This is a genomic window from Cupriavidus yeoncheonensis (genome assembly GCF_905397275.1).
In the GTDB taxonomy this organism is placed as follows: domain Bacteria; phylum Pseudomonadota; class Gammaproteobacteria; order Burkholderiales; family Burkholderiaceae; genus Cupriavidus; species Cupriavidus yeoncheonensis.
Genome location: NZ_CAJPUY010000006.1, coordinates 185149 through 203776 on the forward strand (window position 1 = coordinate 185149; position 18628 = coordinate 203776).

Genomic DNA, 18628 nt, shown 5'->3' on the forward strand with positions numbered 1-18628 from the left:
AGTGATGCGTTGGGAAGTCTGGCTGGCCTATTTCGCCGCGTGCTGGGTCATTGCCGTGTCGCCCGGTTCGGGCGCGGTCCTGTCGATGAGCCATGGCCTGTCGTACGGCGTGCGCAGGACGTCGACCACGATCTTCGGCCTGCAGGCCGGGCTGGTCATCATCCTGCTTGTCGCCGGTGGCGGGCTGGGGGCGCTGCTGCTGGCGTCGGAGCATGCGTTCGCGGCGGTCAAGACCGTGGGGGCCATGTACCTGATCTACCTGGGCCTGCAGCAATGGCGCGCGCGGGTCGAGGAGGGGAGTGCAACGAACGGCAACGAAGCCGTGCGCGTGACGCTCATGAGCCCGCGCCGGCGCTTCGCCACCGGCCTGCTGACCAACGTGACCAACCCGAAGGGCATCATCTTCATGGTCGCGGTGCTGCCGCAGTTCATCGATCCCACGCATCCGCTCGCGCCGCAGCTGGCCATCCTCGCCGCGACGATGTGTGGCGTGGATCTGGTCGTCATGCACGGCTATGCGCTGCTGGCTTCGCGCATGCAGGGCCTGTTCCGCAATGCGCGCGCCGTGCGCTGGCAGAACCGTTTCTTCGGCAGCGTGCTGATGGCGGTCGGCGCGGCGCTGTTCTTCGTGCGGCGCCAGCACGCCTGAAGCCGGCTTGCCGGGCGCGTGCTGGCGGCAAGCGGCCCGGTTTGCTTCAATGAGGAGGAAACCCTCGCCGCGGAGATCCCCCTGATGCCGACTTTCCCGCTTGTGCATGCCGGTACGTCTGCGCGCCCCGCGCATACCGTGCCGCCTGTCGACGACCCGCTGCCGCCGGGTATTCCCCCCGATCTGCCCCTGCCGCCGGAAGAGGATCCGGTGCCGCCACCCGTGGATCCGCCTGTCGGCGTGCCGCCGCGGCGCTGAACGCATCCCGGGGACATCAGCCGGGAGTGCGCAGGGCACGCCGGTACTGGATCGCCTCGCCCACGTGCGCGGTGGTGAGGACCTCGGCGCCTTCCAGGTCGGCGATCGTGCGGGCCACCTTGAGCACCCGGAAGTAGGAGCGCGCCGACCATGCCAGCCGGGCCATGGCCCCGCGCAGCAAGGCCTGGGCGGTCGGCTCCAGCGGGCAGTGGTGGTCGATCTCGCGTCCGGCCAGGTCGCTGTTGGGTTTGCCCTGCCGCGCCAGCTGGCGTTCGCGCGCAGCCAGCACGCGTGCGCGCACCATTTCGCTGGGTTCTCCCGCGGGGCCGTCCAGCATCTCGCCCTGGTCCTGGGCCGGTACCTCGATCTGGAGGTCGATCCGGTCGAGCAGCGGCCCCGAAATCTTCGACTGGTAGCGCCGGATCTGGTCCGGCGTGCAGCGGCACGCGCGCTCCGGATGGCCAAGGTAGCCGCAGGGGCAGGGGTTCATGGCGGCCACGAACTGGAAGCTGGCCGGGAAGTCGGCATGGCTCGCGGCGCGGGCGATGGTGATGCGGCCCGATTCCAGTGGTTCGCGCAGCACTTCCAATACCTTGCGGTCGAACTCGGGCAACTCGTCCAGGAACAATACGCCGTGGTGTGCCAGCGAGATCTCGCCAGGGCGCGGGTTCCCGCCGCCGCCGACCATGGCCGGCGGCGAGGCGGTGTGGTGAGGCGACCGGCATGGCCGCACGCCCCATCGCGACGGCTTGAAGCCGCCGGGTGTCAGGCTGAGCACGGCGGCCGATTCCAGCGCCTCGTCGAGCGACATGGGCGGCAGCAGTCCGGGCAGGCGCTGGGCCAGCATGGACTTGCCGGTGCCGGGCGGCCCCACGAGCAGGGCCGAATGCTGGCCCGCGGCAGCCACTTCCAGCGCCCGCCGCGCCTGCGCCTGGCCGCGTACGTCGCACAGGTCCGGGCCGGGTTCCGGCACTAGCGCGAGCGTGGCCGGGACGGCGCGGGCAATGCGCTGGTCGAGCGGCGGCGCGAAGTGGCTGCAAACCTCGCGCAGCGTGGCGGCGCCGTGGACGGTCAGGTCTTCGATCAGTGCCGCCTCGGCGCCGTTGCCGGCCGCCACCAGGAATGCGCGCGGCGTGCCGCCGCAGGCCCGGTGCACGGCGTTCTCGCGTGCCAGGCGCATGGCCATGGCCAGCGCGCCGCGAACCGGCCGCAGGTCGCCCGACAGCGACAGCTCGGCGGCGAACTCATACTGATCCAGCTCTGCCGAAGGAATCTGCCCGCTTGCCGCCAGGATGCCCAGTGCGATCGCCAGGTCGAAGCGGCCCGACTCTTTCGGAAGGTCCGCCGGCGCCAGGTTGACCGTGATCCGGCGGTTGGGGAATTCGAAGCCGCTGTTGAGGATGGCGGCGCGCACGCGCTCGCGGCTTTCGCGCACGCCGGTGTCGGCCAGTCCGACGATGGTGAAGACGGGCAGGCCATTGGCCAGGTGGGTTTCGACGCGCACGGGCGGCGCTTCGATGCCGGTGAGCGCACGGCTGTGCAGGACGGCAAGGCTCATGTCTCGAAAGTCGCTGTGACGCGGTTGTGATGGAAGCCGGTTGTGGAAACGTTAACGAAAAAGGCCGCCGTGGAACGGCGGCCTTTCGGCAAAGGGTCGGGCCAGCGGCCTGGGCGTCATGCGCCCCCGGTGGTGTCCACTGCGCCGGGGCCGGGCGGAATGCCGGCGCGGCGCTCCAGCTCGGCCACGCGTTCTTCCAGTTCTTCCAGGCGCGCGCGCGTGCGTGCCAGCACCTGCGACTGCACATCGAATTCCTCGCGCGTGACCAGATCCAGCCGGGCGAAGCCCTGGGTCATCATGCTGCGCACGTTTTTTTCGATATCCCTTGCCGGCGAGTTGCGCAGTGCCTCGCTGACCTTGTTCTGCAGGTCGTTGAAGAGATCGGTCGGTTTCATGGTTTCTCCTTCGTGCACCTTGGTGGTGCCAATGCTGGGAATGACCTGCCGTATGCCTCGCTTTCGCACAGGAATTGGGCGCCCTTATTGCGGGCGGCCCGTCCGCTGGCGTGTCGGCCGGTCATCTTCAGGCTTCGATTATCGCCCTTCAGGCACGTGGGTGAAAGGACTGGCGCGCGGCCGTTCACACCTTTTGACGCGATCTGGCTTTGCTGCAAGGCAGATTCAAGCCGGGTTTTGATCACCCTTCGTCCTGCGGGCATTCCCGGATGTCCGATTCCCGGATAGCTGGCACGGCAGTTGCAGTAGTGAGTTCGCCTGCATCACCGAAACCGAAAAAACCGAAACCCGAGCCAAAAAGGAAAAGGAGAAGGAATCCATGAAGAAGTTGGCCCTTGCAGTCAGCGCGGTCGTTCTCTGTAGTTCCGCTGCCACCGCATTCGCCCAGAGCGCCGCGGATGCGGCAGCGCCAGCCCCGGCTGCCGCTGCCGCCGAGCCCGCGTCGCCGCATACGTTCACGGCGAACGTCGCGCTGGTGTCGGACTACCGCTATCGCGGCCTCAGCCAGACCAACCGCCGTCCGGCCATCCAGGGCGGCTTCGACTACGCGCACGAGAGCGGCTTCTACATCGGCAACTGGAACTCCAGCATCAGCTGGATCTCGGACGCCGACAAGTCGGTGTCGGCACCGATCGAGATGGACTTCTACGGCGGCTTCAAGAACACCTTCAAGGCCAGCGACCTGGAGTTCAACTATGACGTCGGCGTGCTGCAGTACTTCTATCCGGGCGGCTACAGCCAGCCGCGTCCTTACACCACCGAGCTCTACGCCGGCATCGGCTACGGTCCGGTATTCCTGAAGTACTCCCAGGCGCTCACCAACCTGTTCGGCATCGCCAACAGCCAGTACAGCAGCTACATCGACCTGAGCTTCAATTACCCGCTGAATGTGTGGGACCTGACGCTGAATGCGCATGTCGGCTACCAGAACGTCCAGCACATCAGCGCGGCTTCCTACCTGGACTGGAAGCTCGGCCTGACCAAGGACCTGGGCAAGGGCTTCGCCGTGGCGGTGGCCTATATCGGCACCAACGCGAAGGACTCGTTCTACACCAACAGCTATAACCACAACGTCGGCAACAACACGGGGTGGGTGTCCCTTTCCAAGACTTTCTAATCGAGCGTCAGTCAGGGCAGGCCGCAGACGGCGTGCCCACAGGAGAAATCGATGAAACTGATCATCGCAGTCATCAAGCCCTTCAAGCTGGACGAGGTGCGCGAAGCACTGTCGGACGTCGGCGTGTCGGGCATTACCGTGACCGAAGTCAAAGGCTTCGGCCGCCAGAAGGGCCACACCGAGCTGTACCGCGGCGCCGAGTACATCGTCGACTTCCTGCCCAAGGTGAAGATCGAGGTAGCCGTGCCCGACGATGTGGTGGAACGCGCCATCGAGGCCATCGAAAAATCGGCCCGCACCGGGAAGATCGGCGACGGCAAGATTTTCGTCGCGCCGATCGAGCAGGTCATCCGCATCCGCACCGGCGAGACCGGCAGCGATGCCCTGTGACAGCACAACGACTAGAGGTTAAGCAAATGAAAACCTGGTTCAAACGAATCCTGACGGCGGGCGCGATGGCGCTGGCCATCGGCACGGCCGGTGCAGGCCTGTCCACCCATGCTGTCGCGCAGGACAAGCCGGCGGCCGAGGCGTCCGCGCCGGCCGCATCCGCTGCTCCCGCGGCGGCACCTGCAGCCGCCCCAGCCGCCGCTGCTGCCGCTGCGCCGGCCGAAGCGGCTGCCGCGCCGGCTGCGCCCGTGCCCAACAAGGGCGACACCGCCTGGCTGCTGGTCAGCACGGCCTTTGTGATCCTGATGACGCTGCCGGGTCTGGCACTGTTCTATGGCGGCCTGGTGCGCTCCAAGAACATGCTGTCGGTGCTCATGCAATGCCTGGTGATCTTCTCGGTGGTTGCGCTGCTGTGGGCCGTCTATGGCTACAGCTTCGCCTTTACCGAGGGCAACGCGTTCTTCGGCGGCACCGACCGTCTGTTCATGAAGGGGCTCACGGTTGACGCCGTGGCGGCCACCTTCAGCAAGGGCGTGGTCGTGCCGGAACTGGGCTACTTCGCCTTCCAGTGCGCCTTTGCCTGCATCACCTGCAGCCTGATCATCGGCGCCTTTGCCGAGCGCGCCAAGTTCTCGGCCGTGCTGGTGTTCGTGGTGCTGTGGTTCACCTTCGCCTACATCCCGATGGCTCACATGGTCTGGTTCTGGCCGGGTCCGGATGCCTACGCCGATGCCGCCGCGGGTACGGCCGCAACGGCGAAGTCCGGCTGGCTGTTCCAGAAAGGCGCGCTCGACTTCGCCGGCGGTACCGTGGTGCACATCAACGCCGCCATGGCCGGCCTGGTGGGTGCCTTCTTGTTCGGCAAGCGCATCGGCTTCGGCCGCGAGGCGATCCGTCCGCACAGCCTGACCTTCACCATGGTTGGTGCTTCGCTGCTGTGGTTCGGCTGGTTCGGCTTCAACGCCGGTTCCGCGCTGGAAGCCAACGGCTCGGCCGCGCTGGCCTTCGTCAACACGCTGCTGGCCACCTGCGCCGCCGTGCTGGCATGGACCTTCGGCGAATGGATCGGCAAGGGCAAGCCGTCGATGCTGGGCGGTGCCTCGGGTGCGGTGGCGGGCCTGGTGGCCATCACCCCGGCTGCCGGCTTCGTCGGCCCGATGGGCTCGATCGCGATCGGCCTGCTGGCCGGCCTGCTGTGCCTGTGGGGCGTGACCGGCCTGAAGCGCATGCTGGGCATGGACGACTCGCTCGACGTGTTCGGCGTGCACGGCGTTGGCGGCATCCTGGGTGCGCTGCTGACCGGCGTATTCGCCGCGCCGAGCCTCGGCGGCACCGGCATCTACGACTACGTAGCGAACAAGGTGGCGGACGACTACTCGATCGCCGGCCAGGTCTGGATTCAGTTCCAGGGTGTGCTGACCACCATCGTGTGGTCCGGCGTGGTGGCCTTCGTGGCCTACAAGCTGGTGGACATGCTGATCGGCCTGCGGGTGCCGGAAGAAGAAGAGCGCGAGGGCCTGGATATTACCTCGCACGGTGAAACCGCTTATGAGGTCTGATCGTAAAGGTGTTGTGCTGGAGAGCTGATTTGGGAATCGACTCTCAGGAGTTTTGCCCGGCCGCGTGCCGGGCTTTTTTCTGAGATAAAGTCAATTGTGGTGTACGGGGGGTGATCGTGGCCGGTCGTCAGGCGGCGAGTTTCTGCTGAACCGGCAGATTGTCATGCGCCGGAGTTCCGTCCTTGAAGGGAACACCCTTCAAGAGCAGTTCGATGTGTTCGGCGCCATTGATGCGGCGCCATGTTTTCTCGGCTTCCTCGATCAGCTTGAAGGCCAGGCCAAGGAAGGTTGCTCGTGACACACAATTGCGCGTGCGCGTCGTGCGGTGACGCACGGTCGCGAAGGTCGACTCAATCGCGTTCGTCGTGCGGATGTGCTGCCAGTGCTCGGCCGGGAAGTCGTAGAACGTCAGCAGGCTGTCTCGATCTTTGGTGAGTACGCCGGTGGCCTTGGGGTACTTGGCGCCGTAGATCGTCACAAAGCGATCGAAGGCGGCATAGGCATCTGCCCTGGTGGCTGCCATCCAAATCGCCTGCAGATCTGCCTTGGCGCGGCCATGCTGGGATTTTGGCAAGGCGTTCAGGACATTGCCCATTTTGTGGAACCAGCAACGCTGGGTACGCGTGGCCGGGAACACCTCCTCCAGGGCAGCCCAGAATCCCATGGCGCCATCGCCGACCGCCGCCAGCGGGCCAGCCTGCAGACCGCGGGATTTCAGGTCCAGTAGTACTTCTGCCCACGATGCCTTCGATTCCCGATAGCCGTCACCGATCGCCACGCGCTCCTTCCTGCCGTCGGGCGTGACACCGATGATCACCAGCAGGCATTGCCCGTCCGAGCCCTCGCTGCGCAGACCCGTGTGGATGCCGTCCACCCACCAATACACATAGCGCGCCGCCGACAGATCGCGCTGATTCCAGCTCGCGTGCTCGTCTGCCCACTGCGCCTTCAATCGGCTCACCACGTTGGCCGATAGCCCTTTGGCATCCTCGCCCAGCAGCACCGACAGCGCCTCGCTCATGTCGCCTGTCGAGACTCCCTTCAGGTACAGCCAGGGCAGCGCCGCACTCACCCGCGGCGACTTCCTCACATACGGCGGCACGATCGCCGAGTTGAACTTCACGCCGGAACCGGACCGGTCGCGCACCTTGGGCACCTTCACGGCAATCGGTCCAGCGCCCGTCAGCACCTCGCGCTCCGGGAGGTAGCCATTGCGAACCACGGCGCGCTGCCCGCTCAACGTCTTGACGTTACTGAACTGCTCAAGCAGCTCTGCCAGCTCCACTTCAATCGCCTCCTGGATGACCCGCCGGGCCCCGCGCCTGATCAGCTCCTCAAGCCCAAGCCCGATTTCCGATAGACCGACTGCTTCTTTCCCTTTATCCTTGCTCATGGTGGACCTTTCTTGTGCTGGTTTCCGATCTCGACAATCAGATTCTCAGCGGAAAGCTCCACCGCCCTCTACTCCGCGCCTCAAATTCCCCGTCCGTACACCAGTTTCGACTTTAGCTCCTTTTTTCTGTTGCGCCGCCAGCCCAGGCCTGGTGCGGCAAGCGGCTGCTGTTCGCCGAGTGCTTAAATCCGATCTTAAAAAGCTTCAATTGTGTTTAGGGGGGAGCGCCCTTACATTGCCATTGAGGCAGTTTCCTCCACCTGCAGAACGCTCCCCGTATCTGTCAGGCCATTTGAAGGCGCGGCAATGCCGCGCTTCTTTTTTTGTGCTGCCGCCGGGGTTTACATCGGCGGGGACGTCCCCATATCCACATCCCTTATGCTGCGCCGGGCATATCCTTATAAAGGGCGTGCCAGCAGCCAATTGGCCGTTCCTCTACAATCTGGGCGAACGATTAAGACGACCAATAGATCAACAGGATGGATATGGTCCCGCATCTCATCACCGCGCTGAACGGTCCGCTGCTCGAACTGGAGAAGAAAATCCTGGACGCCACGCCGTCCATCGAGCGCTGGTTCAGGCTGGAATGGCAGGAACATACGCCTCCGTTCTATTGCTCGGTGGACCTGCGCAATGCCGGTTTCAAGCTGGCGCCGGTCGACACCAACCTGTTCCCGGGCGGCTTCAACAACCTGGCACCCGAAATGCTGCCGCTGGCGGTCCAGGCAGCCATGGCCGCGATCGAGAAGATCTGCCCGGATGCCAAGAACCTGCTGCTGATTCCCGAGCGTCATACCCGCAACATGTTCTACCTGCAGAATGTGGCGCGGTTGTCGCTGATCATGCGCCAGGCGGGGCTGAATGTGCGCCTTGGGTCGTTGTCCGAAGAAATCACCGAGCCGACGCCGATCGAGCTGCCCGACGGGCAGACCCTGGTGGTCGAGCCGCTGGCGCGGCTGGGCACCAAGGACCGCCGGCTCGGGCTGAAGGATTTCGATCCCTGCTCGATCCTGCTGAACAACGACCTCTCGGCGGGCATTCCGCCGATCCTCGAGAACATCAACGAACAGTACCTGCTGCCGCCGCTGCATGCGGGCTGGTCGACGCGCCGCAAGACCAGCCACTTCGCCGCCTATGACGAGGTGGCGAAGAAGTTCGCCAAGCTGATCGATATCGACCCGTGGATGGTCAACCCGTACTTCGCGCGCTGTTCGGGCGTGAACTTCCACGAGCGCATCGGCGAGGAAGAGCTGGCTGACTCGGTGGAGGCCGTGCTCAAGAAGGTGGCCAAGAAGTATCGCGAATACGGCATCAAGGAAACGCCATACGTGGTGGTCAAGGCCGATGCGGGCACCTACGGCATGGGCATCATGACCGTGCGCGACCCGTCCGAGGTCAAGGGCCTGAACCGCAAGGAACGCAACAAGATGAGCGTCGTGAAGGAAGGCCTTGAGGTCAGCGACGTCATCATCCAGGAAGGCGTGCATACCTTCGAGAAGGTCAACGAGGCGGTCGCCGAGCCGGTGGTCTACATGATCGACCGCTACGTGGTCGGCGGCTTCTACCGCGTGCACACCGGCCGTGGCAACGACGAGAACCTGAACGCCCCGGGCATGCATTTCGTGCCGCTGGCGTTCGCGCCCAATGGCATTCCGGACAGCCACGCCAAGCCGGGCGCGGCGGTACCGAACCGCTTCTACATGTACGGCGTGGTGGCGCGGCTGGCACTGCTGGCGGCCTCGCTCGAACTCGAAAAGACCGACCCGAACCCGATTCTCTGACGAGCCACCATGCGCATCCTCTTCATCACCGACCCGCTGGAGACCTTCAAGACCTACAAGGACTCCACCTACGCCATGATGACCGAGGCCGCCGCGCGCGGCCACCAGCTGTTCTGGTGCCTGCAGTCGCAGCTGTCGCTGTTCGGCGACCAGGTCGAGACGGTGGCGACGCCGCTGCAGCTCACGGGCGACAGCCATGACTGGTTTCGCGAGGGCACGCCGGCACTCACGTCCCTGAAGGACTTCGACGCCGTGCTGATGCGCAAGGATCCGCCATTCGACATGGAGTACGTCACCAGCACCTGGCTGCTGGAACTGGCCGAGTCCCAGGGCGCGCGCGTGTTCAACAAGCCGAGCGCCATCCGCGACCATTCCGAGAAGCTCGCCATCGCGCAGTTTCCGGAATTCATCACGCCAACGCTGGTGACACGCGACATCGCGCGCATCCGCGACTTCCATGCCGAGCACCGCGACATCATCGTCAAGCCGCTGGATGGCATGGGCGGCATGGGCGTGTTCCGCGTCGGCGCGGACGGCATGAACCTGGGTGCGATCGTCGAAACGCTGGGCGAGGACGGCCGCCGCACGCTGATGATCCAGCGCTATATCCCGGCGATCAAGGACGGCGACAAACGCATCCTGCTGATCGGCGGGGTGCCCGTGCCGTACTCGCTGGCGCGGGTGCCGATGGCCGGCGAAGTGCGCGGCAACCTGGCCGCGGGCGGTACCGGCCGCGCCCAGGAACTGAGCGTGCGCGACCGTGAGATAGCCGAGGCGCTGGCGCCGGGGTTATGGCAGCAGGGCCTGCTGCTGGTGGGCCTCGATGTGATCGGCGATTACCTCACGGAAGTCAATGTGACGAGCCCGACGTGTTTTCAGGAGATCACCCAGCAGACCGGCTTCCAGGTGGCGGCGATGTTTATCGACGCGCTCGAACACGCCGTGGAAGCAACGGGCGCCTGAGCGGCGGAAAGCCGCCGCGACGTATTGGGCAAGAATGGTCCGAAAGCCTGCAGAAGGCGGGAGGGAGCGCGGAAGAACCGGGGGGGGCGCCTGCTACAATCGGGCCATTCCAACGCATTCACCACCATGGCAGGCATTCTGATCATCGCGCACACCCCCCTGGCTTCGGCCTTGCGCGATTGCGCCACCCACGTCTACTGCGGCAAGCCGCAGCGGCTGGAGGCCATCGACGTCCTGCCGGACGCGGATCCCGCTGTCGTCCTTGCCGAAGCCAGGGAACGGCTCGATGCCGTCTGCGAAGAAAACGGCGCGCTGGTGCTGACCGACATCTTCGGGGCCACGCCGGCCAATATCGCGGCGCGGCTGGCAGAACCGGGCCGTGTCCGGGTCCTGGCCGGCGTCAACCTGCCGATGCTGGTGCGCGCCATCTGCTATCGCGGGGAAAAGCTCGACCAGCTGGTGGCCAAGGCGCTTGCCGGCGGATCGCAGGGCGTGCTGCAGGTCGGCACAACAACCGTACAAAACCAAACAGCCAACCATCCCGACCGATATGCTGCAGAGGGACACCACCATAATCAATAAGCTCGGGCTGCATGCCCGCGCATCGGCAAAGCTGACGCAACTGGCCGGCAGCTTTGCCAGTCAGGTCAAGATGTCCCGCAACGGGCGCCAGGTCGATGCCAAGAGCATCATGGGCGTGATGATGCTCGCGGCGGGAATCGGGTCCACCGTGACCCTCGAGACCGACGGGCCGGACGAGCAGGAGGCGATGGACGCGCTGCTGGCGCTGATCGCCAACCGCTTTGGCGAGGGTGAGTGAGATCCGCCGCGCCACGACGCTTCCCTGAACGTTCCTGACGGAGCGGCACATGTCATTTGCCCTGCACGGCATCCCGGTCTCCCGCGGCGTCGCCATTGGCCGCGCCCACTTGCTGGCGCCCGCGGCGCTGGACGTTTCACACTACCTGGTTGATGAGGACCGGCTCGACGGCGAGGTCGAGCGCCTGCGTTCGGCGCGCGCCGCGGTACGCGCCGAGCTGGCCGCGCTCAAGCGCGACCTGCCGCGCGAAGCACCCGAGGAGTTGGGGGCGTTCCTGGACGTGCACACGATGATCCTCGATGACGAGGCCCTGTCGCGCGAGCCGGAAGCACTGATCCGCGGGCGCCGCTACAACGCGGAATGGGCGCTGACCACGCGGCTCGAAGAGCTGATGCGCCAGTTCGACGAGATCGAGGACGAATACCTGCGCGAGCGCAAGGCCGACATCCATCAGGTCGTGGAGCGGATCCTCAAGGTGCTGGCCGGCGCTCCGGTGCTGGCGCCCGCGCCCGTCCCGGCCCTGGCTGCCGACGGCGAGCCGGCGCCGGGCGTGATTGTGGTGGCCCACGATATCGCGCCGGCCGATATGCTGCAGTTCCGCCACACCGTCTTCCACGGCTTCGTGACCGACCTCGGCGGCCGTACGTCGCACACCGCCATCGTCGCGCGCAGCCTGGATATCCCGGCTGCGGTTGGCGTGCAGAGCGCCAGCGAGCTGATCCGGCAGGACGACTGGATCATCATCGACGGTGACGCCGGGCTGGTGATCGTCGATCCGTCGGCCATCATTCTCGAGGAATACCGCCACCGCCAGAGCGAGCGAGTGCTGGAAAAGAAGCGCCTGCAGCGCTTGCGGCACACGCCGGCGGTCACGCTGGATGGCCAGGAGATCGACCTGCTGGCCAATATCGAGATGGCCGAGGACGCCGGCTCCGCGCTGGCGGCTGGCGCCGTGGGCGTTGGCCTGTTCCGCTCGGAATTCCTGTTCATGAACCGCCGTGGCGAGCTGCCCGACGAAGACGAGCAGTTCGCCGCCTACCGCGGGGCCGTAGAGGCCATGCATGGCCTGCCGGTGACCATCCGCACCATCGACGTCGGTGCCGACAAGCCGCTGGATGGGCGCGGCGATGAATTCGAGACTGCGCTGAATCCGGCGCTCGGGCTGCGTGCGATTCGCTGGTCGCTGTCCGAACCGGCCATGTTCCTGACGCAGCTGCGCGCCCTGCTGCGCGCCTCGGCCTTCGGGCCGGTGCGGCTGTTGGTACCGATGCTGTCGCATGCGCGCGAGATCGACCAGACCCTGGAACTGCTCGCGCAGGCCAAGCGCCAGCTCGACGAGCGCGGTGTGCCCTACGATCCCGGCCTGAAGGTCGGTGCCATGATCGAGATCCCGGCTGCGGTGCTGCTGTTGCCGATGTTCCTGAAGCGCATGGATTTCCTGTCGATCGGCACCAACGACCTGACGCAGTACACGCTGGCCATCGACCGGGCCGACAATGCCGTGGCGCACCTGTTCGATCCGATGCACCCGGCCGTGCTGCAGCTGATTGCCCGGACCATCCGCGAAGCCAACCGGGCCGGCGTGCCGGTGGCGGTCTGCGGCGAGATGGCCGGCGACCCGGGCGCGACGCGCCTGCTTCTGGGCATGGGCCTGCGCGAATTCTCGATGCATCCGGCGCAGCTGCTACGGGTCAAGCAGGAAGTCCTGCACGCCGATTGCACCCGTCTAGAGCCACTCGTCGACCAGGTACTCAGCGCCTACGATCCCGACGAGCAGGAAGCCGCGCTGCGGCAACTCGCTAAGCCCTAAAAGTTGAAGGGTTTTTCAGCAAATCCGACACGCAATCGTCACTTTCAGACGAGAAATGTGCGTCAAAATCTGCTTGCAGCGAAGCGAGAGGTGACGCAAATCCCACCTTTGCACATGTGGCTTAATGGGAATTGTTATCATTTTCGATCTTTGGTATTCTGACGTTCATTCGAGCGGCATGCCGGTGCCGCCAGCTCCAAGGAGGGAGTTGTGTACGTCTGCATCTGCAACCAGATCACCGATCGTGAAATCCATGGCGCCGTTCAGCTTGGCGTCGAGACCCTCGACGAACTGGCCGAGACGCTTGGCGTCGGGACCTGTTGCGGCCGGTGCCGCGAGTGCGCCCACCAGGTGTTGCAGGAAGGCGTGGCAGCCGCGCGCAATGTGGCCGCGGCCACGATCGCGGGCATCCAGGTTGTGGAGATTTCTACCTGTTCCGTGTCCACCGCATGTACCATAATGGACACTCGGGACCCGGCAGTCGCGAACGACCAGCGTCAGGCGCTGGTGGCTTGAACGCGCCCATGAACTGAAACGCGGTTCACGGCGCGTGTTCGCGCATTCGCATCTTGATTCGACTGCAAACGGCGCCTCTGGCGCCGTTCGTGTTTTTGCGCGGGCCCGATGCCACAGGAGCCACCATGAAAGGTGACAAGAAGGTCATCCAGCATCTGAATGCCCAGCTCAAGAACGAGCTGACCGCGATCAACCAGTATTTCCTGCACGCACGCATGTATCGCCACTGGGGCCTGAAGAAGCTCGGCGACGTGGAGTACAAGGAATCGATCGGCGAAATGAAGCACGCCGACCGGCTGATCGACCGCATCCTGATGCTCGACGGCCTGCCCAACCTGCAGGACCTGCACAAGCTGCTGCTCGGCGAAGATACGCCGGAAATGCTCAAGTGCGACCTGAAGCTGGAGCAGGGCGCGCACGCCACCGTCAAGGAAGGCATTGCCTACTGCGAATCCGTCGGCGACTACGTCAGCCGCGAGATCCTCGTCGATATCCTCACCGATACCGAGGAGCACATCGAATACCTGGAGACGCAGCTGGACCTGATCGACAAGGTCGGCCTGCAGAATTACCTGCAGTCGCAGATGGAGCCGGGCGAGCAGTAAGCCGCCGCTTCCTGCCGGGCTGCCTCTTGTGGGTGGCCGGCACCCCGCGTGGCGCATCCGGGCGCCGCCGATTCGCTTGCCCGCCTGCAGTAACCCTTCTCATTCCAATTCCTTTCTCCATCCAGATCGCCGTACAGGAGCCATGACCATGGCCGAATCCATCCGTCTGACGCAATACAGCCACGGGGCTGGCTGCGGCTGCAAGATTTCCCCCAAGGTGCTCGACGTGATCCTCGCCGGCAGCGGCGCGCAGAACCTCGACCCGCGCCTGTGGGTCGGCAATGCCTCGCGCGACGACGCCGCCGTCTATGCCATCGACGGCGACGACAGCGGGCGCGGCGTGGTGTCCACCACGGATTTCTTCATGCCGATCGTCGACGACCCGTTCGACTTCGGCCGTATCGCCGCCACCAATGCCATCAGCGATATCTACGCCATGGGTGGCGACCCGCTGATGGCCATTGCGATCCTGGGCTGGCCGGTCAACGTGCTGCCGCCCGAGGTCGCGCGCGAAGTCGTTGCGGGCGGCCGCAAGGCGTGCGATGACGCGGGCATTCCGCTGGCGGGCGGACATTCGATCGATGCGCCCGAGCCGATCTTCGGGCTGGCGGTGACCGGCATGGTCGATCGCGTACACATGAAGCGCAACGACACCGCCACGGCGGGCTGCCGTCTCTACCTGACCAAGCCCATCGGCATCGGCGTGCTGACCACCGCGGAGAAGAAGGGATTGCTGCGGCCCGAGCACGCCCACGTGGCGCGCGACTGGATGTGCGTCCTGAACCGGCCGGGCAGCACCTTCGGGCGGTTGCCCGGCGTGCGCGCGATGACGGACGTGACCGGCTTCGGCCTGCTTGGCCATCTGGTCGAAATGGCCGACGGCAGCGGCCTGAGCGCCCGGCTCGACTTTGCGGCGGTGCCGGTGTTGCCGGAGATCCTGCGCTATATCGACGCCGGCTGCGTGCCAGGAGGCACCCAGCGCAATTTCGAAAGCTACGGGCACCGCATCGGCGCGCTGAGCGCCGGGCAGCGTGCGCTGCTGTGCGATCCGCAGACCAGCGGGGGCCTGCTGGTGGCCGTGGAGCCGTCGGGCGAAGCGGCGTTCCTTGAGGCTTGCAGCCGGCTGGGCCTGGCACTCGCCCCGATCGGCGAACTCGTCGCGCGCGGGGAGTTCGCGGTTGAGGTTGCCTGATGCGTGAAGACACCGACGACTTCCGGCGGCTGTTCCTGAGCGGCGCACCGATGATGGATGTGCGCGCGCCGCAGGAATTCGCGCGCGGTGCCTTCCCCGGCACCGTCAGCCTGCCGCTGATGGATGACGAGGAGCGGCACCAGGTCGGCCTGTGCTATGCACAGGCGGGGCAGCAGGCGGCGATCGAGCTGGGTCACCGGTTGGTGTCGGGCGAGGTCAAGGCCGCGCGGATCGCGCAATGGGCCGCATTTGCCCGCGCGCATCCGGACGGCTACCTGTACTGCTTCCGCGGCGGGCTGCGCTCCCAGATCGTGCAGCAGTGGCTGCGCGACGAGGCGGGTATCGCGTATCCGCGCGTGACTGGCGGCTACAAGGCCATGCGCAGCTTCCTGATCGACGTGACGGAGGATGCCGCGGCCACGCGCGAGGTCTGCGTGCTGGGCGGCCTGACCGGCACCGGCAAGACCGACGTGATTGTCGCGGTGCCGGCGGCCGTGGACCTGGAAGGGCTGGCCCGCCACCGGGGCTCCGCGTTCGGGCGCCGGGCGCAGGCGCAACCGCAGCAGGTCGATTTCGAGAATGCGCTGGCCATTGACCTGCTGCGGCGGGCCGACGCCGGCTACCGCGCACTGGTGGTCGAGGACGAGGGCCGCTTCATCGGGGCGCGCGACCTGCCCAAGATGCTGTGGCAGCGCATGCAGGCGAGCCCGCTGGTGTGGCTGGAGGCGTCATTCGAGGAGCGCGTCGAACGCGTCTTGCGCGACTATGTGCTGGGCCTGGCTGCCGAGCACATCGACCAGCTTGGTCCGGTCGCCGGGTTTGACGCGTATGCGGCGCGCTTGCGCGACGCCATGGCGGCAATCTCGCCGCGCCTGGGCGGCGAGCGCTACGCGCGGCTGTCTACGCTGCTCGAACAGGCCCTGGCGCGCCAGTCGGAACAAGGCGAAACCGGCCTGCATCGCGGCTGGATCGAAGTGCTGCTGCGCGACTACTACGACCCGATGTACGCCTACCAGCAGCAGAGCCGCGTGTCGCGCATCGTGTTCCGGGGCGACCGTGCGGCGGTGACCGAGTGGCTGCGCGAGCGCTCCGCGCGTTGATGTCGCCCGCCCGGATGTCGCGCTAGTGTCCCGAGCAGACCGGGCAGTCCGGCGTGCGCGCAAGCTGCATCGTGGTCCACTCCATCGTCATCGCATTGACCATCAGCAGCCGGCCGGCCAGGCTCTGGCCCACGCCGCTGAGCAGCTTGAGCGCTTCGGCCGCCTGCACGGTGCCGACCATGCCGACCAGCGGCGCGAACACGCCCATGGTGGCGCAGGCCACTTCGGGGGCCGGCTCGGACGGCGGAAACAGGCACGCGTAGCACGGTGCGTCGTCCTGGCGCCGGTCGAAGACGCTGATCTGGCCATCGAAGCGCAGTGCCGCGCCGGATACCAGCGGCACGCGGTGCCGTACGCAGGCACGATTGACGGCCTGGCGCGTGGCGAAGTTGTCGCAGCAGTCGAGCACCACGTCGACCTGCGCCACGAGCTGGTCCAGCTCCGCATCGCCGACGCGGGCGGCGATGACTTCCACCTGCACGCCCGGGTTGATGCGCAGCATGCCTTCGCGTGCCGATTCCACCTTCAGGCGGCCGACGTTTTCCGTGGTGTGGATGATCTGGCGCTGCAGATTGGTCAGGTCCACCTGGTCGTTGTCGACAACACTGATCCGCCCGACGCCGGCCGAGGCCAGGTATGGCAGGGCCGCGGCGCCCAGGCCGCCGGCGCCGATCACCAGCGCGTGGGCGCCCAGCAGGCGTTCCTGGCCTTCAATGCCGAGTTCATCGAGCAGGATATGGCGCGAGTAGCGCAGCAGTTGATCGTCGTTCATGGCGTCAGGGCTCAGGACAGGGCGTGCAATGTAAAAAGCGGCCCCGCAGGGCCGCTTCTGGTCAGGGTGCCGCTCAGGGCGCCTTGCCCGTCGGCGTGCCCAGTGGCTCGCCGATCGGCGCGCTGGCCGGCGGCTGCTTGCCGGGGGCCGGTGCGGCGGGCTTGGCGGCCGGGGCGCTGGGGCTCTTCTTCGCCGGCGCGGCTTTGGCCGGCTTGTCGGCGGGCGGGTTGGTTTCGAGCTTCGACTTGGAACGCTTGACCGGCTGGCCGTCGAGCTGGGCGATGGCCTGCTGCAGCATGAAGTCGTCGGCCGAGCCGAATTCGATCGGCTTCTTGCGGCGTTCCTTCTCGCGCTCTTCCGGCGTCTTCTTCGCGTTTTCCTCTTCCAGGCGGCGCAGCTCTTCCACGCGGCGCTGTTCGCGCTCGTTCATTTCCGGCTCTTCCGATTCCTGCTTGTTGTGCAGGTGGCGCTCGGTGTCGATCTCGCGGGTGATCAGCGCGTCGTCCGGATCGCCTTCCGGGTTCTGGTCGACCGGGATGTCCGGGCGGATGCCCTTGGCCTGGATCGACTTGCCCGTCGGCGTGTAGTAGTACGCGATGGTCAGCTTGATGCCGGTGTCATTGGTCAGCGGCCGCACCGTCTGCACCGAACCCTTGCCGAACGTGGTCTTGCCCATGATCAGCGCGCGGTGGTGATCCTGCAGCGCGCCGGCCACGATCTCGGACGCCGACGCCGAGTAGGCGTTGGTCAGCACGATCATCGGGATCTTCTTGTACAGCGCCGGCAGGTCCTTGAGCGGATCGTCCTCGATCGACGACAGGCGGTAGTTGTTGAACGTCGCCTTGTACACGCGCTTGGCGTCGGGCACCTGGCCGTTGGTGGAGACCACGGTCGAGTCTTCCGGCAGGAACGCCGCCGCGACGCCGACCGCGCCTTGCAGCACGCCGCCGCCGTTGTTGCGCAGGTCCAGGACGATGCCCTTCAGGCCCGGGTACTTCTGGGACATTTCGTTCAGCCTGCGGCCCAGGTCCGACACCGTGCGTTCCTGGAAGCTGGTCAGGCGCACCCAGCCGATGGTGTTGTTGTCCAGCATCTTGGTCTTGACCGACTGGACGCGGATCTCGGCACGGGTGATGGAAATCGGGAAGGTCCGCTCCTCGCTCTTGCGATAGATGGTCAGCGTGACCTTGGTGCCCGGCTCGCCGCGCATGCGCTTGACTGCCTGTTCCAGCGGCAGGCCGCGTACGGGCTTGTCGTCGATACGGGTGATCAGGTCGCCGGGCTGGATGCCGGCGCGGAACGCTGGCGTGTCCTCGATCGGGTTGATGACCTTGACCAGGCCTTCTTCCTGGGAGATCTCGATACCCAGGCCGGCAAAGCGGCCGCGCGTGCCTTCCTGCAGTTCCTTGAAGTCCTTTTCGTCCAGGTAGGCCGAGTGCGGGTCGAGGCTGGCGACCATGCCCTTGATGGCTTCGGTCAGCAGCTTCTTGTCATCGACCGGTTCCACATACTCGCGCTTGATCTGCCCGAAGATGTCGGCCATCAGCCGCAACTGGTCCAGCGGCAACGGGCCGGAAGAATTTTGCGCGGTTGCCGAAATCTGCAGCGTGGCCAGCACGCCGGCGACAAGTCCGACCGAAACGAGGCTGATGTTCTTGAGCGTCTTACGCATGAGGGCTGCCTGAACGTG

General features: G+C 65.9%; 19 protein-coding genes. 14 read left to right on the forward strand and 5 right to left on the reverse strand.

Features of this window, described 5'->3' with window-relative positions; genetic code table 11:
* Window positions 1-4: 4 nt before the first annotated feature.
* Window positions 5-649 carry a LysE family transporter gene (locus tag KHO22_RS10305; protein ID WP_211947033.1) on the forward strand — a complete coding sequence of 215 codons (645 nt, stop codon included), beginning with the start codon at window positions 5-7 and terminating at the stop codon, window positions 647-649.
* A gap of 84 nt (window positions 650-733) precedes the next feature.
* Window positions 734-907 (forward strand): hypothetical protein, encoded by a 174-nt coding sequence (locus KHO22_RS10310; protein WP_211947034.1) that lies wholly within the window; start codon window positions 734-736, stop codon window positions 905-907.
* 16 nt (window positions 908-923) lie between these two features.
* Here the strand turns inward: KHO22_RS10310 and KHO22_RS10315 are convergent, their stop codons facing one another.
* Together KHO22_RS10315 and KHO22_RS10320 are read right to left on the reverse strand one after the other, a co-directional pair.
* Window positions 924-2465 (reverse strand): YifB family Mg chelatase-like AAA ATPase, encoded by a 1542-nt coding sequence (locus tag KHO22_RS10315; RefSeq protein ID WP_211947035.1) that lies wholly within the window; start codon window positions 2463-2465, stop codon window positions 924-926.
* Between the two features lie 116 nt (window positions 2466-2581).
* Window positions 2582-2860 carry an accessory factor UbiK family protein gene (locus tag KHO22_RS10320; protein ID WP_041679795.1) on the reverse strand — a complete coding sequence of 93 codons (279 nt, stop codon included), beginning with the start codon at window positions 2858-2860 and terminating at the stop codon, window positions 2582-2584.
* 379 nt (window positions 2861-3239) lie between these two features.
* Between KHO22_RS10320 and KHO22_RS10325 the strand changes: the two genes are divergently transcribed.
* From KHO22_RS10325 to KHO22_RS10335, 3 genes are read left to right on the forward strand one after another with little or no spacing between them, the layout of a single operon-like run.
* Window positions 3240-4037 (forward strand): TorF family putative porin, encoded by a 798-nt coding sequence (locus KHO22_RS10325; protein ID WP_211947036.1) that lies wholly within the window; start codon window positions 3240-3242, stop codon window positions 4035-4037.
* Between the two features lie 51 nt (window positions 4038-4088).
* On the forward strand, window positions 4089-4427 hold the full coding sequence (locus KHO22_RS10330) for a P-II family nitrogen regulator (protein ID WP_011296481.1): 339 nt from the start codon (window positions 4089-4091) through the stop codon (window positions 4425-4427).
* A 26-nt stretch (window positions 4428-4453) separates the two neighbouring features.
* The gene (locus tag KHO22_RS10335) at window positions 4454-5986 is read left to right on the forward strand and encodes an ammonium transporter (RefSeq protein ID WP_211947037.1); all 1533 of its coding nucleotides are present in this window, start codon (window positions 4454-4456) and stop codon (window positions 5984-5986) included.
* 127 nt (window positions 5987-6113) lie between these two features.
* Here KHO22_RS10335 and KHO22_RS10340 read toward each other — a convergent pair whose 3' ends face one another.
* The gene (locus tag KHO22_RS10340; protein WP_211947038.1) at window positions 6114-7379 is read right to left on the reverse strand and encodes an IS256 family transposase; all 1266 of its coding nucleotides are present in this window, start codon (window positions 7377-7379) and stop codon (window positions 6114-6116) included.
* Between the two features lie 485 nt (window positions 7380-7864).
* On the opposite strand from KHO22_RS10340, the gene gshA reads away from it, so the two are divergent.
* The 9 genes from gshA to mnmH all read left to right on the forward strand — a co-directional run bounded on the left by gshA (window position 7865) and on the right by mnmH (window position 16166).
* On the forward strand, window positions 7865-9160 hold the full coding sequence (gshA, locus tag KHO22_RS10345; protein WP_211947039.1) for a glutamate--cysteine ligase: 1296 nt from the start codon (window positions 7865-7867) through the stop codon (window positions 9158-9160).
* A 9-nt stretch (window positions 9161-9169) separates the two neighbouring features.
* A complete protein-coding gene (gshB, locus tag KHO22_RS10350) occupies window positions 9170-10123 on the forward strand; it encodes a glutathione synthase (protein WP_211947040.1) in 954 nt (317 codons plus the stop codon).
* A 126-nt stretch (window positions 10124-10249) separates the two neighbouring features.
* Window positions 10250-10705, forward strand: coding sequence for a PTS sugar transporter subunit IIA (locus KHO22_RS10355; protein WP_211947041.1), 456 nt, complete (start codon window positions 10250-10252; stop codon window positions 10703-10705).
* A complete protein-coding gene (locus KHO22_RS10360; RefSeq protein ID WP_211947042.1) occupies window positions 10674-10943 on the forward strand; it encodes an HPr family phosphocarrier protein in 270 nt (89 codons plus the stop codon). Before KHO22_RS10355 ends, KHO22_RS10360 begins: the two co-directional genes overlap by 32 nt.
* A gap of 49 nt (window positions 10944-10992) precedes the next feature.
* The gene (ptsP, locus tag KHO22_RS10365; RefSeq protein ID WP_211947043.1) at window positions 10993-12753 is read left to right on the forward strand and encodes a phosphoenolpyruvate--protein phosphotransferase; all 1761 of its coding nucleotides are present in this window, start codon (window positions 10993-10995) and stop codon (window positions 12751-12753) included.
* 210 nt (window positions 12754-12963) lie between these two features.
* Entirely contained in the window at window positions 12964-13269 is a 306-nt protein-coding gene (locus KHO22_RS10370; protein WP_211947044.1) for a (2Fe-2S)-binding protein, read from the forward strand.
* Window positions 13270-13394: 125 nt separating this feature from the next.
* Entirely contained in the window at window positions 13395-13874 is a 480-nt protein-coding gene (gene bfr, locus KHO22_RS10375) for a bacterioferritin (RefSeq protein ID WP_211947045.1), read from the forward strand.
* 148 nt (window positions 13875-14022) lie between these two features.
* Window positions 14023-15066, forward strand: coding sequence for a selenide, water dikinase SelD (selD, locus tag KHO22_RS10380; protein WP_211947046.1), 1044 nt, complete (start codon window positions 14023-14025; stop codon window positions 15064-15066).
* The gene (mnmH, locus tag KHO22_RS10385; RefSeq protein WP_211947047.1) at window positions 15066-16166 is read left to right on the forward strand and encodes a tRNA 2-selenouridine(34) synthase MnmH; all 1101 of its coding nucleotides are present in this window, start codon (window positions 15066-15068) and stop codon (window positions 16164-16166) included. Before selD ends, mnmH begins: the two co-directional genes overlap by 1 nt.
* 22 nt (window positions 16167-16188) lie before the next feature.
* Here mnmH and KHO22_RS10390 read toward each other — a convergent pair whose 3' ends face one another.
* Both KHO22_RS10390 and KHO22_RS10395 read right to left on the reverse strand, forming a co-directional pair.
* The gene (locus KHO22_RS10390) at window positions 16189-16938 is read right to left on the reverse strand and encodes a HesA/MoeB/ThiF family protein (RefSeq protein WP_211947048.1); all 750 of its coding nucleotides are present in this window, start codon (window positions 16936-16938) and stop codon (window positions 16189-16191) included.
* A 73-nt stretch (window positions 16939-17011) separates the two neighbouring features.
* Complete coding sequence (locus KHO22_RS10395; protein WP_211947049.1) at window positions 17012-18610, reverse strand: S41 family peptidase; 1599 nt, start codon at window positions 18608-18610, stop codon at window positions 17012-17014.
* Window positions 18611-18628 lie beyond the last annotated feature (18 nt).

Bases quoted from the DNA above. Each gene is read 5' to 3' on its own strand.
- KHO22_RS10360 (WP_211947042.1), top strand. From the start codon at position 10,674: ATGCTGCAGAGGGACACCACCATAATCAATAAGCTCGGGCTGCATGCC.
- KHO22_RS10355 (WP_211947041.1), top strand. From the start codon at position 10,250: ATGGCAGGCATTCTGATCATCGCGCACACCCCCCTGGCTTCGGCCTTG.
- KHO22_RS10305 (WP_211947033.1), top strand. From the start codon at position 5: ATGCGTTGGGAAGTCTGGCTGGCCTATTTCGCCGCGTGCTGGGTCATT.
- KHO22_RS10330 (WP_011296481.1), top strand. From the start codon at position 4,089: ATGAAACTGATCATCGCAGTCATCAAGCCCTTCAAGCTGGACGAGGTG.
- mnmH (WP_211947047.1), top strand. From the start codon at position 15,066: ATGCGTGAAGACACCGACGACTTCCGGCGGCTGTTCCTGAGCGGCGCA.
- KHO22_RS10315 (WP_211947035.1), bottom strand. From the start codon at position 2,465: ATGAGCCTTGCCGTCCTGCACAGCCGTGCGCTCACCGGCATCGAAGCG.
- KHO22_RS10310 (WP_211947034.1), top strand. From the start codon at position 734: ATGCCGACTTTCCCGCTTGTGCATGCCGGTACGTCTGCGCGCCCCGCG.
- gshA (WP_211947039.1), top strand. From the start codon at position 7,865: ATGGTCCCGCATCTCATCACCGCGCTGAACGGTCCGCTGCTCGAACTG.
- bfr (WP_211947045.1), top strand. From the start codon at position 13,395: ATGAAAGGTGACAAGAAGGTCATCCAGCATCTGAATGCCCAGCTCAAG.
- KHO22_RS10395 (WP_211947049.1), bottom strand. From the start codon at position 18,610: ATGCGTAAGACGCTCAAGAACATCAGCCTCGTTTCGGTCGGACTTGTC.
- KHO22_RS10320 (WP_041679795.1), bottom strand. From the start codon at position 2,860: ATGAAACCGACCGATCTCTTCAACGACCTGCAGAACAAGGTCAGCGAG.
- KHO22_RS10325 (WP_211947036.1), top strand. From the start codon at position 3,240: ATGAAGAAGTTGGCCCTTGCAGTCAGCGCGGTCGTTCTCTGTAGTTCC.
- KHO22_RS10340 (WP_211947038.1), bottom strand. From the start codon at position 7,379: ATGAGCAAGGATAAAGGGAAAGAAGCAGTCGGTCTATCGGAAATCGGG.
- gshB (WP_211947040.1), top strand. From the start codon at position 9,170: ATGCGCATCCTCTTCATCACCGACCCGCTGGAGACCTTCAAGACCTAC.
- selD (WP_211947046.1), top strand. From the start codon at position 14,023: ATGGCCGAATCCATCCGTCTGACGCAATACAGCCACGGGGCTGGCTGC.
- ptsP (WP_211947043.1), top strand. From the start codon at position 10,993: ATGTCATTTGCCCTGCACGGCATCCCGGTCTCCCGCGGCGTCGCCATT.
- KHO22_RS10390 (WP_211947048.1), bottom strand. From the start codon at position 16,938: ATGAACGACGATCAACTGCTGCGCTACTCGCGCCATATCCTGCTCGAT.
- KHO22_RS10335 (WP_211947037.1), top strand. From the start codon at position 4,454: ATGAAAACCTGGTTCAAACGAATCCTGACGGCGGGCGCGATGGCGCTG.